The organism is Halobaculum sp. MBLA0147 (genome assembly GCF_041361345.1).
Taxonomy (GTDB): Archaea; Halobacteriota; Halobacteria; order Halobacteriales; family Haloferacaceae; genus JAHENP01.
The window spans coordinates 2,146,329-2,160,793 of sequence record NZ_JBGKAD010000001.1 but is presented as its reverse complement, the minus strand read 5'-3'; the positions used below and the strand labels follow the sequence as shown (position 1 = coordinate 2,160,793).

Annotated in this window: 16 protein-coding genes and 1 other RNA gene; 11 read left to right on the top strand and 6 right to left on the bottom strand. The window is 70.4% G+C overall.

The window, feature by feature from the left end:
• Nucleotides 1-786 precede the first annotated feature (786 nt).
• Nucleotides 787-1,308: an archaemetzincin family Zn-dependent metalloprotease gene (locus RYH80_RS10305; RefSeq protein ID WP_370903780.1), complete on the bottom strand. Its 522-nt coding sequence runs from the start codon at nt 1,306-1,308 to the stop codon at nt 787-789.
• A 46-nt stretch (nt 1,309-1,354) separates the two neighbouring features.
• Between RYH80_RS10305 and RYH80_RS10300 the strand changes: the two genes are divergently transcribed.
• Nucleotides 1,355-1,768, top strand: coding sequence for a UPF0146 family protein (locus tag RYH80_RS10300; RefSeq protein ID WP_370903779.1), 414 nt, complete (start codon nt 1,355-1,357; stop codon nt 1,766-1,768).
• A gap of 199 nt (nt 1,769-1,967) precedes the next feature.
• Nucleotides 1,968-2,117, top strand: a complete 150-nt coding sequence (locus RYH80_RS10295) for a DUF7556 family protein (protein ID WP_370903778.1) — start codon at nt 1,968-1,970, stop codon at nt 2,115-2,117.
• A gap of 116 nt (nt 2,118-2,233) precedes the next feature.
• Here RYH80_RS10295 and RYH80_RS10290 read toward each other — a convergent pair whose 3' ends face one another.
• From RYH80_RS10290 to RYH80_RS10280, 3 genes are all read right to left on the bottom strand, one after another.
• Nucleotides 2,234-2,485, bottom strand: a complete 252-nt coding sequence (locus RYH80_RS10290) for a DUF7967 family protein (protein ID WP_370903777.1) — start codon at nt 2,483-2,485, stop codon at nt 2,234-2,236.
• A 142-nt stretch (nt 2,486-2,627) separates the two neighbouring features.
• A complete protein-coding gene (locus RYH80_RS10285) occupies nt 2,628-4,253 on the bottom strand; it encodes a methyl-accepting chemotaxis protein (protein WP_370903776.1) in 1,626 nt (541 codons plus the stop codon).
• Between the two features lie 23 nt (nt 4,254-4,276).
• On the bottom strand, nt 4,277-4,495 hold the full coding sequence (locus tag RYH80_RS10280; protein WP_370903775.1) for a hypothetical protein: 219 nt from the start codon (nt 4,493-4,495) through the stop codon (nt 4,277-4,279).
• A gap of 63 nt (nt 4,496-4,558) precedes the next feature.
• Here RYH80_RS10280 and RYH80_RS10275 point away from each other — a divergent pair, with 63 nt between their 5' ends.
• A complete protein-coding gene (locus RYH80_RS10275; RefSeq protein WP_370903774.1) occupies nt 4,559-6,295 on the top strand; it encodes an excinuclease ABC subunit C in 1,737 nt (578 codons plus the stop codon).
• 99 nt (nt 6,296-6,394) lie between these two features.
• A complete protein-coding gene (locus tag RYH80_RS10270) occupies nt 6,395-7,648 on the top strand; it encodes a nicotinate phosphoribosyltransferase (RefSeq protein WP_370903773.1) in 1,254 nt (417 codons plus the stop codon).
• Nucleotides 7,649-7,783: 135 nt separating this feature from the next.
• Here RYH80_RS10270 and RYH80_RS10265 read toward each other — a convergent pair whose 3' ends face one another.
• Entirely contained in the window at nt 7,784-8,386 is a 603-nt protein-coding gene (locus RYH80_RS10265; RefSeq protein WP_370903772.1) for a TIGR00296 family protein, read from the bottom strand.
• An 82-nt stretch (nt 8,387-8,468) separates the two neighbouring features.
• On the opposite strand from RYH80_RS10265, the gene rnpB reads away from it, so the two are divergent.
• The 4 genes from rnpB (at nt 8,469) to RYH80_RS10245 (ending at nt 10,770) form a co-directional block, all read left to right on the top strand.
• Nucleotides 8,469-8,905, top strand: an RNA gene (rnpB, locus tag RYH80_RS10260) — RNase P RNA component.
• Between the two features lie 115 nt (nt 8,906-9,020).
• Nucleotides 9,021-10,046 (top strand): DUF5784 family protein, encoded by a 1,026-nt coding sequence (locus RYH80_RS10255; RefSeq protein WP_370903771.1) that lies wholly within the window; start codon nt 9,021-9,023, stop codon nt 10,044-10,046.
• 98 nt (nt 10,047-10,144) lie between these two features.
• Nucleotides 10,145-10,390 carry an antitoxin VapB family protein gene (locus tag RYH80_RS10250; protein WP_370903770.1) on the top strand — a complete coding sequence of 82 codons (246 nt, stop codon included), beginning with the start codon at nt 10,145-10,147 and terminating at the stop codon, nt 10,388-10,390.
• Nucleotides 10,387-10,770 carry a PIN domain-containing protein gene (locus RYH80_RS10245; RefSeq protein WP_370903769.1) on the top strand — a complete coding sequence of 128 codons (384 nt, stop codon included), beginning with the start codon at nt 10,387-10,389 and terminating at the stop codon, nt 10,768-10,770. The genes RYH80_RS10250 and RYH80_RS10245 overlap by 4 nt, the downstream gene beginning before the upstream one ends.
• Nucleotides 10,771-10,780: 10 nt before the next feature.
• Here the strand turns inward: RYH80_RS10245 and thiD are convergent, their stop codons facing one another.
• The gene (gene thiD, locus RYH80_RS10240; protein ID WP_370903768.1) at nt 10,781-12,214 is read right to left on the bottom strand and encodes a bifunctional hydroxymethylpyrimidine kinase/phosphomethylpyrimidine kinase; all 1,434 of its coding nucleotides are present in this window, start codon (nt 12,212-12,214) and stop codon (nt 10,781-10,783) included.
• 161 nt (nt 12,215-12,375) lie between these two features.
• Here thiD and RYH80_RS10235 point away from each other — a divergent pair, with 161 nt between their 5' ends.
• From RYH80_RS10235 to RYH80_RS10225, 3 genes are all read left to right on the top strand, one after another.
• Nucleotides 12,376-12,642 carry a hypothetical protein gene (locus RYH80_RS10235; RefSeq protein WP_370903767.1) on the top strand — a complete coding sequence of 89 codons (267 nt, stop codon included), beginning with the start codon at nt 12,376-12,378 and terminating at the stop codon, nt 12,640-12,642.
• An 88-nt stretch (nt 12,643-12,730) separates the two neighbouring features.
• On the top strand, nt 12,731-13,396 hold the full coding sequence (tenA, locus tag RYH80_RS10230) for a thiaminase II (RefSeq protein ID WP_370903766.1): 666 nt from the start codon (nt 12,731-12,733) through the stop codon (nt 13,394-13,396).
• The gene (locus RYH80_RS10225; RefSeq protein ID WP_370903765.1) at nt 13,393-14,124 is read left to right on the top strand and encodes a TenA family protein; all 732 of its coding nucleotides are present in this window, start codon (nt 13,393-13,395) and stop codon (nt 14,122-14,124) included. The genes tenA and RYH80_RS10225 overlap by 4 nt, the downstream gene beginning before the upstream one ends.
• Nucleotides 14,125-14,465: the final 341 nt, after the last annotated feature.

The window sequence follows — 14,465 nt, the reverse complement described above, 5'->3', positions numbered from 1 at the left end:
CTCTCGACTCGTCGGCCCGTCCTGCTGTCTCCCCAGTCTCGTCTCTCGCCTCTCGACTCGTCGTGCTCTCTACACCCTCGTCGTCTCCGTCGGACGGGTGGTGTCGTTCGGTCGACGACGGCCGCCGTGGCGACCCGATCACGAGTGAATACGCGTGTGGTGCGTGAATACCTCACTGCGAGTGGTAAGGTACGAACACGAAGTGTGGATACCACCTGTGTCTGAGTTGGAAGCGAACACACACGTGTTCGTTCTATTTCGAAGAGATGAAATAGTACCCCGTCGACGTGTGTTACCGTACCACGGGAGGTGAACACGATGGATCTCTACCGGTACGTTCCGATTCCGCTGCCCTTCTGAGGGCACTCGACCCGACAGTCGAACCGAGCGACGGACCGACGCCCGCTGGCGGTGGTCTCACCGCCGATTTACGAAACCGATCGACTCGCCGCCGTCTTGTTCACACCTGTATGCGTGTGAGTCCTACTTCACAAGAGATTAAACCCTAGCACCGGAACGCGGAGTCACACCCCAGGAGGTGACAACGATGTTGCTCGAGACCTACTACCCGATTCCGCTCCCGTGGTAACGCCCGACTAGACACCGCCAGCGAACCGCCCGCGATCACTTCTCTCGGACGAGGTACCCACGAGCCCCCGCTCACGGGGTCGAACACTCCCGAGTGGTCGGTCGAGACGGCTCACGGAGACGGGCGAGACACGGAGACGAGAGTCGTCGAGAGCGGCGGCCACGAGGCACGACGAGTCGACGGGAGTCTCCCGCCCGTCACCACACTTCCTGTGAACAGGTGCCGCAGAACTTCTCCTCCTTGCGATCGACCTCGCGGACTGTCGGGGAGAAACTCATCACACACTTACTGTTGTCGCAGTGTTCCAACCCGAGGGTGTGGCCGATCTCGTGGACGATCTCCTTGCGGACGCGGTCGGTGAAGACGGACTCGTCCGAGCGGGTGGAGAAGCCGCCGTCCGAGGAGGTCTGGAGCCGGTGGGTGGAGATCACGGACCCGTTGCCGTTGAGGTACGCCAGCCCGAAGACGTAGTTGCGACGCCGGTAGTAGAGGTCTTCGCCGGTGATGCCGATGTTCTTCTCGCCGCCACCGACCCGGGAGACGAGTTCGATGAACTGCTCGGCGCGGTACTGGTTGCGGCTGCGGTCGTACGCGCCACGGGGCACGTCCTGCTCGTCGTGTACGGTCACCTCGCAGTCGTAGATGGTGCGGAGGGCGGCGGACGCCTCCCGCTTGACCTGCGCGGGGACCTCCCCGACGGGCACGATGTCGACGAGCATGGAACTCCTTTTGTGTGGCCCGGGCATAAGTTTCTCGCCCAGTCTCGTGCCCGACCGCACTCCCGTCGCCGACACGCTCGCGGATCACGACTCGGCCTGCGAGGTCGGCGTCGGTCGCCGCCCCGGCGTGGCCGCCACGCTCGCCGAGCGCGGGCTCTCCGTCGTCGCCACGGACGTGCGTCCGCGAGCGGTCCCGGAGGGAGTCCAGTTCGTCCGCGACGACCTCCTCGCGGCCGCCGATCGCGCCCGGGACGGCGCGGACCCCGGTGGGCCGTACCACGCCGACGTGCTCTACGCGCTCCACTGCCCGCCGGAACTCCACCGCCCGCTCGCGACCGTCGCCGCCGCGACCGGCGCGGACGCCGCCTTCACGACCCTCGGCGGCGACCCGCCGACGGTGCCGGTCACTCCGGCGCCGCTCCCCGGCGGCGCGACGCTGTACCACGTCGACGACGCGTGACCAGACCGTCCACGGAGCGGTCACCCAGGTGACGGTCACACGCGGACCGGCCACCCACGGCGTGGCCCCGTGACTGGAGGTGGTAGCCCACGGAACGGACACGTCTCCACGGGTGCGAGCCCCCGCGGGCCGATCTCGGTGCGTGAAACACTCACGCGGTTCCGACGCGTTTATGTCGTCGTGGGACACAGTGTCAGACATGACACAGTCCCACACGGACGGAGGTGCGGAGGTTATGGCCGCAGTCGACGAGTCGACCTCCGAGTTCGTGATCGCGGATCTCGGGCGCGAGGACGCCTGGCTCTCGATCCGTGCGGGAGAGGCGCGACCGCTCGAAGAGTGGTGTTGAGCGGCGCGCGGCGGCGGTTGGTTCTCGCGGTGGCGTGACGTGTGGGGTCGATCTGCGAGTAGCGTGTCGTCTGGCGTCGGCGGTCGCCGGGCGCTCGACACCCGCCAGCGGTGGCGTCAGACCTCGTCGTCGGGGTCGTGTGTCTCGGCCATCCGAGACGCCTCCTCGGCGTACCGCTCGCGGCGGTCGGGGTCGTCGACGGTCTCGACGGCCTCCGGGTCGCGTTCGGTCGCGGCCGTCGCCGGTGACCGAGAGAGCCGTTCGACCGTCGCCTGCCGCCGGTAGATTCGGTCGCCGTCGGTCGTCGCGTAGGTGATCGTGACGACGTTGCGGGTGTCGTGGGACCGCTCGACGAGCCACAGGCGCATACTACCCGGTCGGCGCCCCGGCTGGTAAACGGCTCGGGTCCGTGTCGCGAGAAGCGGCGAGCGAGAAGCGGCGCGCGAGAAGCGGCGAGCGAGAATCGGTAGAGGAGTGATCACTCCGCGGAGCCGGGATCGAGAGCAGCCCTCACTCGGCAGGGTCGGCCGCACCTCGGGTCCCGACGCGACCGCCGTCGGCGCGCGTCGCGCCTCGGCCGCCCCGCAACTCGTCGACGCGGTCGGTGAGTTCGTCGATCGCGGCGTCCTGTTCGTCCGTCGCGTCGACGATGTCGCGGGCGGCGTCCTCCGTCTCGTCCGACCGCTGGCGCACGTCCTCGATCGTCGCCGTGAGCTCCTCGACGGTGGAGGCCTGGTCGTCCGTCGCCCGGGACACCTCCGCGATCCCGTCGGCGGCCTCGTCGATCGCGTCGGCGATCTCCTCGAAGGCGACCAACACCTCGTCGATCTGCTCGGCCGCGTGGTCGATCTGCTCGTGGGACTGTTCTGCGGCGACGACGGTGTCGTCCGTCTGTGACTGCAGGGCGTCGATACTCTCGGTGATGTCTTCGGTGTGACTGCGTGTCTCGTCGGCGAGACTCTTCACCTCCTCGGCGACGACCGCGAAGCCGTCACCCTCCTCGCCGGCGCGGGCGGCCTCGATGTTGGCGTTCAACGCCAGCAGGTTCGTCTGCTCGGCCACGTCCGAGATCACCTCGACGACCTCCTCGATCTCGTCCATCCGGTCGCCCAACGCCGTCACGGAGTCGACCAACTCCTGGCCGATCTCCGTCACGTCGTCCGTCGCCTCGCGGGCGTCCTCGGAGGCGCCGAGTCCCTCGACGGCGGCGTCGCGCGCCTGCTCGGCCGCCTGGTCGACCTGCTCGGCCGTGGCGGCGACCTCCTCCATCGACGCCGAGAACGTCTGCATCTCCGAGACACCCTCCTCCAGCAGTTCGTTCTGCTCGCCGACGTTCTCCGCGATCCCCTCGGCGGCCTCGCTGGCGCGGTCGACGGCGGCCCGCAACTCCGCGGCTCGCTCGTCGACGCCCGCGGCGGTCTCCTCGAACGTCTCCGCGGTCCGGTTGAGTTCCTCGACGACGAGCAGGAGGTCCTCGTCGAGACAGTCGTGCTCGTCCTCGAAGGAGGCTCTGGCGCCGAGGTTCCCGTCCATCAGTTCTCGCAGCGTCGCCTGCACCTCGTCGACGAGCCCCTCGACGGACTCGCGGCGACGCACCTCGGTGGTGTTGTCGATGACGGTCTGGACGACGGCGACGAACTCCCCGTCCTCGTACAGCGGCCGCGCCGTGAGCTCACAGAAGTGGACCGCCCCGTCGCCGCCGACGAGCCGCTCGTCGTCGGCGTACACCTGCAACTCGGGGTCTCTGAGTTCGACGTCGAACCGCTCGTGGGCCGACTCGGGGGCCGACAACACCTTCTCCGCGAGTGTCTGTGCGTCGCTCGCGTCGTCGTACACCAACTCCGCGACGCCGACGTGTCCCAGCGCGGTCTCGTCCGAGACACCCGTCACACCGGCCATCCCCTCGTTCCACGCGACGATCTCGCCGTCGGTGTCGAGCATGAACACGGGCGAGCCGATACTGTCCAACAACAGATCGTCGTCGACGTTCAACTCGTCGTCTTCGTCGGTCTCCCCCGTCGGCTCCGCGGTGACCGGTTCGGCCCCCTGTGCGACGCCGCCGTCGGTGAGGGTCGAGCCGTCCCCGTCGGCCGCGTCGTCACGGAACCGGTCCCGCAGCTTCGTGAACCACGACATACAGGATGCGTGAACCCACCAGTCTATTTCAAAGTTAACTCTGGGTTCGCCGTTTTGATAAGTAGAGTCTCCCGGGGGAGCGACACCGGAATCCTTGTGTCTCCCGGGGCGTTGGTTCTGCCGACGACCCGTCGGTAGCATCTCGGATCCGGCACGACCTGCCGCGACCGCTCGTGGGTCTGCCACCCACACTCGTGGCGCGCGGTCACGTCGGTGTCGTCGATCCGCTCCCGACGTGTCACACAGAAACTCGTCTGCCCACCGACGCGTCACCCTGAAACTCGTCGGGCCCCGAACGGTTTGTGATGGACGCGGCCAAACTCCGAGAGCGTGCGGCGGCGTTCCCGACCGACCCCGGGGTGTACCAGTTCCTCGCCGGCGAGACGGTGTTGTACGTCGGGAAGGCGGTTGACCTGCGGGACCGGGTGCGGTCGTACGCCGACCCGCGGTCGGCTCGGATCGCGCGGATGGTCGAGCGTGCGGACACACTGGACTACGCCGTCACCGACACGGAGACGCAGGCACTGTTGTTGGAGGCGAACCTGATCAAGCGCCACAGTCCGCGGTTCAACGTCCGGCTGAAAGACGACAAGTCGTACCCGCTGGTGCAGTTGACCGCCCACCCGGTCCCGCGGATCGAGGTGACCCGCGACCCCGACGAGGGAGCGACCGTCTTCGGCCCGTTCACCAGCGTCGGGCGCGTGGAGACGGTCGTCAAGGCGCTGCGGGAGACGTACGGGCTGCGCGGCTGTTCCGACCACGAGTACGACACCCGCGACCGCCCGTGTCTCGACTACGAGGTCGGGCTGTGTACCGCGCCGTGTGTCGACGAGATCGACTCCGAGACGTACGCCGAGGACGTGACCAGCGTCCGGCGGTTCCTCGAGGGCGAGACGGGGATCCTCGCGGACCCGATGGAGCGGGCGATGGAGGCGGCCGCCGCCGCCCAGGAGTTCGAGCGCGCCGCCAACCTCCGGGACCGTCTCGACGTGGTGCGAGCCTTCCACGGCGAGGGTGAGGCGGCGATCAGCGACGAGGCCGGTCGGGAGTCGGCGGTGGACGTGCTCGGGGCGACCGTCGAGGGGGACCGGGCGGTCGTCGCGCGACTCCACAGCGAGGACGGCCAACTCGTCGACCGGTCGCGCCACACCCTCGACGCGCCCGAGGGGAGCGACGGCGTCGCGGCCGTGTTGTCGGCGTTCCTCGTCCAGTACTACGCCGAGCGATCGTTCCCGGACGCGATCCTCCTCTCGGAGCGGCCCGACGAGCGGGAGGTCCGCGAGTGGCTGGAGACGGAGGGCGTCGCCGTCCGCGTCCCCGGCGCGGGTCGCGAGGGGAAACTCGTCGATCTCGCGTTGAAGAACGCCCGCAGTGGCCCGACCCGGACGGACGAACTCGGTGCGCTGGCGGACGCGCTGAGGATCGCCCGTCCCGAGCGGATCGAGGGGTTCGACGTGTCCCACGCGCAGGGGCGACACGCCGTCGGATCGAACGTCTGTTTCGTGGACGGGTCGGCGGAGAAGTCGGCCTACCGGCGCAAGAAGCTCACCGACCGGAACGACGACTACGACAACATGCGGGAGTTGCTGCGGTGGCGTGCCGACCGCGCCGTCGAGGGACGCGACGACCGGCCGGACCCGGACCTGCTCGTGATCGACGGCGGGGACGGGCAACTCGGCGCGGCGACGGACGCGCTGGCGGCGACCGGCTGGGACGTGCCCGCCGTCGCGTTGGCGAAGGAGGAGGAACTGGTGATCACGGACGACCGCGTCCACGACTGGGCCGACGACGCGGCCCACCTCCACGTGCTCCAGCGCGTCCGCGACGAGGCCCACCGCTTCGCGGTCCAGTACCACCAGAAGCTCCGCGACGACGTGTCGACGGTGTTGGACGAGGTGCCGGGTGTCGGCCCGCAGACGCGCGAACGACTCCTGCGGCGGTTCGGCTCCGTCGAGAACGTCCGCGCGGCGAGTCACGACGCGCTCACCGACGTGGACGGCGTCGGGGACGCCACCGCCGAGACGATCCGGTCGCGGCTGTGAGGGCGGGTCCCACCTCCACTCTCGACTCTTCACCACTACCCCGGCCACCACCGCCTCCACCTGCGACGGTTTTTGTCGGATGCCGACGAACCCCGGGGTGTGACAGACGACACGACACCGCCGGACGCCGAGGCGGCGTCCGACGCTGGAGCCCCGGCGGACGCCACGGCGACTGCAGCGACCGCGGACGCCACGGGACCGTCTGCGGAGCCGTTCGACACCGTCGACACCGCGGCGATCCTCGAGGGGCGCGCGACGGACGCCTACTTCCGGCGGACGCGCGAGACGCTGACGGCGGCCGACCGCGACCCACACGTCGTCGCGGAGGTGACCGCCGACCAGTTCCCGACGGGGACGTTCGAGGTGCTCGCGGGCGTCGAGAACGCCGTCTCGCTGCTCGCCGGGCGAGGTGTCGACGTGGACGCACTCCCGCCGGGGACGTGTTTCGACGGTGGGCCAGTGCTCCGGATCGAGGGGTCGTACCTCGCGTTCGCGGAGTTGGAGACGGCGCTGCTGGGGTTCCTCTCGCACGCGACCGGCGTCGCGACGGCCGCACTGGCGTGTCGCGTGGCCGCGCCGGAGACGACCCTGCTGTCCTTCGGCGCACGCCACGTCCACCCGGCGCTCGCCGGGATGGTCGAGCGGAGCGCACTCCAGGCGGGGTTCGACGGGTTCTCGCACGTCGCCGCCGGCGAGCAGTTGGACCGCGAGCCGTCGGGGACGATGCCACACGCACTGGTGATCTGCTTCGGCCGCGCGGAGCGCGCGGCGGCGTGGCGAGCCTTCGCGGACGCGAGTCCCGAGGACACCCCGGTGGTCGCGCTGTGCGACACCTACGGCGACGAGGTCGAGGAGGTGTTGGCCGCCGCCGCGGAGTTGGGGGAGGACCTCGACGGGGTCCGACTCGACACGACCGGCTCGCGGCGCGGCGACTTCCGGCACGTCGCCCGCGAGGTCGCGTGGGAACTGGACGCCCGCGGCCGCGACGACGTGGACGTGTTCCTCTCGGGCGGACTCGGCCCCGCGGACCTGCGGCGGCTCCGCGACGTGGCCGACGGGTTCGGCGTCGGCGGCTCCGTCTCGAACGCCGATCCGGTGGACTTCTCGCTGGACCTGGTGACGGTGGACGGCGAACCGGCGGCCAAACGCGGGAAACTCTCGGGCGCGAAGTCGGTGTACCGCACGCCCGAGGGGGGCCACCACGTCGGCCGGCGGGATCGCGCGGGCCCCGCAGACGGGGAGTCGCTGTTGGAGCCGGTGGTGCGGAACGGCGAGGTCGTCCGCTCGTTCGAGATCGACGCGACCGCCGAGCGGGCACTCGCGGAGGCCGACCGTGTCGGGTTCCGGGAGTGAGAGGTTCCCTGCTCGGCGCTTCGGGAGTGAGAGAGGTTCGGTGACGAGAGGCGGCTCGGTGGCAGTCGAGAGCGACGGCGGTGACTCGGGACGCGGGTGGTAGAGAATCTGGGCGTCTGTCGTCGCGGACGGCCGCTACAGTTCTTCGACGCTGCCGCCGTCGGGGCGTTCGCGGTACACCTGGCCGTCGATGAGCGTGACGACCGCCTCGTCTTCCTGCCACGCGAGCGGGGAGAGGCCGCACTTCCGGCAGGTGCGCGAGAGGAACTGTTCCGTGCTCCAGCCGTTCTCGACGGGGACTGTCGGGTACAGCCAGCCGTGCTGGTCGCGGTAGTCGACGGCGACGCCGTGGCGACCGAGTTCGAGATCGGCGACGGGGTCGTCGGTCAGTGTCACGTCCTCGACGACGCAGACGGACACCTGGAGTGTGTCGAGTTCGCCGGACTCGACCTCCGAGCCGCCGGAGTCCTTCGAGGCCGCACCGATGGCGGCGTCGACGATGGCGTGCCCGAGCTGTTCGTCGGCGCTGTACGAGCCGGCACACCCGCGGAGCCGACCGCGGCCACGCGTCGACTTCAGCCGGACGAACGCACCGGTGCGGTTGTAGAACGCGTCGCGCATGCTCCCCGGGTCCTCGCGTTGGCCGCGGCGTACGAAGGCAGCCACCGACTCCCGGGCGAGTTCGACCGCGCGGACTCCGTCCTGGTACGAGAGTTGCACGGCCCGAGCCTGAGACATACCCCCACGGATGTGCCGGGGAGACTTCAACCCTTCCCCGACCCCCACGAGACTTATCAACGGGGGTGTCGTACCCGGGGGTGGCAGAGGGAGCCCGACCCCCGTGGCGACACGAGGAAAGTCCCCCCACCGTCCGGACGGGCGACCGGGCACACGCCCGGAGTCGGAGACGGCTGGCTCTGGAACAGAGACGACACCGCCCGGGTCGACCGATGAGGCGCGCGAACCGCCCCGCGAGGGGTGACCGGTGGCCGCGGCGACGCCGCCACCCGACGCACCGCGTGCGAGCGCGGGCCGGGAGCCCCCGCCGAGGTGCGACACCCGGGAACGGATGGAACGGCGAACCCTCGCCGGTGCAAGCCCGCACCGACGGCACCGCCACGACGGCGGTGCCCGATGGTAGTCTGGACGCGACCGTCGCGGTCGCGCGGTCTTCGCGACCGCGTGACTGCGGCGGGTGTGGTGCGGGCGCTCAGCCGAATGTCGGGTCGAACCGAAGGGGGCTTACTCCCCTCAGCCGCCGACACCGCCAGTCGCGACGCCGCCGACACCGCCAGTCGCGACGCCGCCGACACCGCCAGTCGCGACGCCGCCGAGCCGACGCGTTGAAACGGTCGCTCCGCCGAGTGAGGGTGTGGCGACGCCTCTCCGATTCCGGTACTCGCCCGGCCGTTGGTCCGGGGACCGGGTGCGATCCGCGCTGTACGACGCCCTCGACGACAACCTCGGTGCGGTCGCGGCGACGCCGTGGTTCTCCCCGCCCGACGGCTACGAGGCGCGTCGGTTCGAGATGGACGACGGGAGTCTCGCGCTGTTCTGCTGGACGGCCGACGGCGAGGGACCGGACGGCACCGGCGGCGGGGCGGGCGGCTACTGGGTCGGCAACACGGAGACCCCCTCGGACCTGTGGCGGACGACGAAGTACGACTTCGCCGAGGCGCCCGCGGCGGTGACCGAGTGGGTCGAACGCGAACTGACGGCGACGCTCCACGAGGCCGAGCCGTGGCTGGAGGCGTACCCGACGCTGTCGTGGTTCTTCCTCCCGGTGTTCTGCTCGAAGGACGGCGCCGAGACCACGCGTCGGTTCTTCCGCGACGCGAACGCCGGCTTCCCGGACACGACCCGCGACGAGGCGGCGGGGTTCTACGAGTCGTTCCTCGCAGAGGGGACACTCGACCCGTACCGCGAGGAGATGGCCGCGAAGCTCGGCACCTCGGAGCTGTTCGACCTCACCCGGATGGCGGCGACGATGGGGGAGTTCGACGTGGCGTGGTTCCTCTGGCGTGCCGGGTACGACGTGGTCCCCGAGATCGAGGTGTCGACGGACCACGTCATCGACTACCGCGCCGAACGCGACGGCGAGGAGCCGACGCTTGTGGAGGTGACGCGACCGGTGCCGACGGGCCGCCGTTCGACCGACTCCCCGCTGCGGGCGATCAAAGACACCGCCCAGACGAAGACGACCGGGCAACTGGAGGCCCACGGCGGCGGCGTGACGCTGTTCGTCGACTGCTCGTCGTTCGCGGACGACGACTGGCGGCGGATCTACGGCGAACAGCCGGACGTGGGTCACCGGCCGGCCGTCGTCTTCCGCCTCCGTCCGAACGGGTGGGTCCAGGGGTACACCTCCGGGAGCGTCCCGCTGGAGTTGGAGCCGTAGCGACGACTCTCGGTACGCCGTGACCGTCACTCCGACCGAAACTGCCAGTTCGGCCGTAACTGGCAAGTACACGTACGTGTAGATGTAGACGTACGACGATGCCGACAAAGAGTCTCACGATCACGGAGGAGGCGTACGACAGACTCCGGGCACACAAGCGTCCCGACGAGAGTTTCACGGAGACGATCATCCGCTTGACCGACGCAGAGGGTGACCCGGCCGACGGGTTCGGCGCGATGGCCGACACACCGGGGTTCGCCGCCGCGGTCGCCGACGCACGCGAGCAGTTCGACGCCGACGCACGCGAGCGATTGGACGACTCCCGCGAGCGGCAGCCCCGATGATCGCGGCGGACACGAGTTTCCTCGTCGACTACCTCGACGGCGAGCCGGCCACGCTGGCGTTCGTCGAGGATCACGAGCCGGAGCCGTTCGCCGCTCCGTCGTACGTCCTGTTCGAGACGTACCGTGGTGGTCTCCGGAGTAACGGGCCGGACGCCGTCGCGCGAATCGCCGACGCGCTCGACTGGATCGAGCCCCTCCCGACGACGGAGACCGCCGTCCGCGAGGCGGTCGCGGTCGAACGCGAACTCCGGGCAGCCGGCGAGCCGGTGAACCTGGGCGACGTGATAATCGCCGGCGTCTGTCGAGACGCGGGGGCCTGTCTCGTCACACGAGACGAGGACTTCGAACGTGTCTCCGACCTCGAAGTACTGTCGTACTGAGGCCGTCGCGCTACGGTTCCCGCCGCGAGTCGGCCGCCTCGACGAGTGCGGTCAGTCGCTCGTGGAGTCGCTCCGAGTCCGGTGCGACGACCACGACGGCCGGCGACTCGTCGCCTCCGAGTCGGACGGCGTGTGGCGCTCCCGTTCCGTCACCGGCCGCCATCCCGCTGTCGGCGAGTGTGTCGCCGGTCTCGTCACTCCCCTCGACCGACACCGTCTCCCAGCCGAGCGTGTCGACGGCAGTCGTCACGTCTCCCTCGTGTGTCACCGTGACCGCGACCCGCAGTGTCGGCGCTCGCTCACGAGCGGCCAGCAAGGCGTCGACCACCGGCGTCTCTCGTCCGAACACGACGCCGACGTCGTCTCCGCCGGACTCGAGGGCTCGGTTGTCGCCGGCGATTCCATCGTCGACGGCACTGACGACGCCCGCGGGAGACTCCGCGTACGGCGTCGCGACCGCGACGGACTCGCCGACGGCGGCGAACGGCTCGCTCTCGCGGACGGCGACGAGGGCCTCGCGGGTCCTCTCGCGGGCCCCCTCGTCGCGCAGTTCCACGGTGTGGTGGACTGCACCCGGCCCGCGACCGACGGCCAGGGGGTACCGCACCGCGCGAGCGACGTGGTCGATCCCACCCGCGACCGCCGCGGACAGCGTCGCCCCGCCCGCCAACCGTGCGGCGATCGAACTCGACAACGTACACCCCGACCCGTGTGTCGCGTCGGTGTCGACACGCTCGTGGGAGACCGTCTCGACGACCGTCCGGTCACGTTCGCCGCCGTCGTCCTCCCGACCGGTCGTTCCACCACCCTCGCCTCCGTCGCTGCCACCACCGCCGTCGGCCGCGTTCCCACGCTCCGCCCCGCGGACGAGCACGTCCGTCACCGGGTCGCCGTCGACGTGGCCACCCTTCACGAGTGCCGCCTCGGCGCCGTCGGCGACGAGCCGTTCGCCGACGCGCCGGAGGTCGGCCTCGTCGTCGGGGTCGATCCCGGTCAACACCGCCGCCTCGTCCGCGTTGGGTGTGACGAGTGTCGCCGCCGCGAGCAGGTCGCGGTAGGCGTCCTCGGCGGCAGGTTCCAGGAGGCGGTCGCCGGAGGCGGCCACCATCACCGGATCGACGACGAACGGGACGTCCGTCTCGCGGGCGCGCTCGGCGACGCAGTCGACGATCTCGGCGGTCGCGAGCATCCCGGTCTTCACCGCCCGCACGTCGAAGTCGTCGAAGACGGCGTCCAACTGTGCCCGTACCTCCGCGACCGGGAGGACGTGTGTCGACTCGACACCACGGGTGTGCTGGGCAGTGACGCTCGTCACGACGCTCGTGGCGAACCCGCCGGTCGCCTCGATCGTCTTCACGTCCGCCTGGATCCCCGCGCCGCCACCCGAGTCGCTGCCGGCGACGGTCAACACGACCGGCCGCTCGTCCGGAGCCGTGGCTCGCATACGACCACGTAGTACTACGTGGTGGTAATCGGTTGTGGTTCGGTGTGACGGTGGTGTCGGGGGCGACCGGTGGCAGTGTCGGTCCGCGGTGGCGGCGGGCGCGGGCGAGTCGGCGGCGTCACGGCGGGAACTACAAGTCGGCGGTCCTCGAAGAGGTGGGTATGAGTGACACGGCGCAGGGTGTCGACCCGCGACGACCGGAGTGGTCGCGTCGGGTCGACGAACTGCTCGACGAGGCGGTCGACCGCGAGGAGGACCTCGTGTGTTCGTTCGACGACGTGTGGGTGGAGGTCCCGCTGCGGACGGGCGGGGGAGCGCCCACCGCGGAGTGGGGACTGAGCGGCTCCGTCGAGATCACCGTGGAGGGCCAGCGTGGCCCACTCGCGGACTGGCTCCGCTGGTGGCACGGGCGCACCGACGGGGAGTGAACCCTCGACTACCACCCGACGACGACCAACAACCGAGTGATACAACTCGGTCGTAACACTCTCGGTGAGGGCGCTCGAGGCGTCGGGTGTGAGCTTCACCGACGAGATCGACGACGAGGCGGAGATGTACTGGGAGGCGATCCTCGAGCACCCGATGGTCGAGCAGTTGGGCGCGGGGACGCTCGACGAGGCCCCGTTCCGGTACTGGGTGCGGCAGGACTACGTCTACCTGACCGAGTACGCGCGACTGTTCGCGTTGGGGGCGGCGAACGCGCCGGATCTCGACCGGATGGGGACGTTCGCGGAGTTGCTGGAGTCGACGGTGAACACGGAGATGGACCTCCACCGGTCGTACGCGGCCGAGTTCGGGATCGACGAGGCCGATCTGGAGGCGACGGAGCCGTCGCCGACGACGCGGGGGTACACGGACTTCCTCGTCCGGACGGCGGCGACCGGGACGTTCGGCGACACCGTCGCGGCGCTGCTCCCGTGTATGTGGGGGTTCAACGAGGTCGGGCTGCGGCTCGCCGAGCGCGGGCTGCCGGCCGACGAGCGGTACGCCGAGTGGATCGAGACGTACGCGGGCGAGGAGTTCTCGGAACTCACCGACTGGTGTCTGACGCTGATGGACGACGTGGCGCGCGAGGCGACGGCCGCGGACCGCGAGCGGTACCGGGAGCTGTTCCGGACTTCCGCCCGCTACGAGTACCGCTTCTGGGACGCCGCGTGGCGACGCGAGGAGTGGGACCTGTGACGGCCGACGCACCCGAGCCGTCGGATGAGAGTGCACCCGAGCGGTTCACGGACGCCGACGCCGACCGGTTCACCGACTGGCTTCGCGCACGTGCCGAACCGGACTGGACCGCGGCCGTCGACCACCGGTTCACACACGAAGTGGCCAGTGGAGATGTCGCAGATGCGGTCTTCCGGCGGTACCTCGTCCAGGACTACGCCTTCGTTGGGGACCTGGTCGGCCTCCTCGGACACGCGGTCGGGGAGGCACCCGACCCGGCGACACAGTCGCGGCTGGTCGACTTCCTGGCGGTGTTGACGGACGACGAGGACGACTACTTCCGGCGATCGTTCGACGCCCTCGGGGTCCCCGAGTCGGCCCGGGCGAGTCCCGACCTCGCGCCCTCGACGGCGGCGTTCGTCGACCTGCTCGGTCGTGCCGCGCGGGCCGGTGGGTACGCGGAGACGCTGGCGGTCGTCGTCCCCGCGGAGTGGGTGTACCGCTCGTGGGCGACGCGGGCGGCGACCGAGGGGGGTCCCGAGCGGTTCTACCTCGCGGAGTGGATCGAGCTCCACGCGAACGAGGGGTTCTCCGAGACGGTGACGTGGCTCCGCGAGGAGCTGGACGCCGTCAGGCCGCGACTCTCGCCGCGCCGCGAGGCGCGGGTCGCGGATCTGTTCTGCCGGACGGTGACACTCGAACGGGCGTTCTTCGACGCCGCGTACGACGATGTCCGAGATCGAGAGTGAGACGGTCACAGAGACACACGAACTCGCGGTGCGGCGGTGGTGGTGTGGTGGTAGCGGCGCCAAGCGGTGGCGGAGCAGAGCGGAGCGGTGCGGGGCGGCGGCGGAGCGGTGCAGAGCGGTGCGGGGCGGCGGCGGAGCAGAGCGGTGCGGTGCGGGGCGGCGGCGGAGCAGAGCGGTGCGGGGCGGCGGCGGAGCAGAGCGGTGCGGTGCGGGGCGGCGGCGGAGCAGAGCGGTGCGGGGCGGCGGCGGAGCGGTGCGGTCGCGGCACCGCAATCCACCGCGAGCGCGCCCCGCGGGGCGCGCTCGCGGCCCTTTTTGATCGAGCTTTTTTCCTCGGGTGG

Coding starts and splice junctions, on each gene's coding strand:
- RYH80_RS10285 (WP_370903776.1), bottom strand. CDS start 4,253: ATGTCGTGGTTCACGAAGCTGCGGGACCGGTTCCGTGACGACGCGGCC.
- RYH80_RS10275 (WP_370903774.1), top strand. CDS start 4,559: ATGGACGCGGCCAAACTCCGAGAGCGTGCGGCGGCGTTCCCGACCGAC.
- RYH80_RS10265 (WP_370903772.1), bottom strand. CDS start 8,386: ATGTCTCAGGCTCGGGCCGTGCAACTCTCGTACCAGGACGGAGTCCGC.
- thiD (WP_370903768.1), bottom strand. CDS start 12,214: ATGCGAGCCACGGCTCCGGACGAGCGGCCGGTCGTGTTGACCGTCGCC.
- RYH80_RS10245 (WP_370903769.1), top strand. CDS start 10,387: ATGATCGCGGCGGACACGAGTTTCCTCGTCGACTACCTCGACGGCGAG.
- RYH80_RS10295 (WP_370903778.1), top strand. CDS start 1,968: ATGACACAGTCCCACACGGACGGAGGTGCGGAGGTTATGGCCGCAGTC.
- RYH80_RS10250 (WP_370903770.1), top strand. CDS start 10,145: ATGCCGACAAAGAGTCTCACGATCACGGAGGAGGCGTACGACAGACTC.
- RYH80_RS10290 (WP_370903777.1), bottom strand. CDS start 2,485: ATGCGCCTGTGGCTCGTCGAGCGGTCCCACGACACCCGCAACGTCGTC.
- RYH80_RS10235 (WP_370903767.1), top strand. CDS start 12,376: ATGAGTGACACGGCGCAGGGTGTCGACCCGCGACGACCGGAGTGGTCG.
- RYH80_RS10305 (WP_370903780.1), bottom strand. CDS start 1,308: ATGCTCGTCGACATCGTGCCCGTCGGGGAGGTCCCCGCGCAGGTCAAG.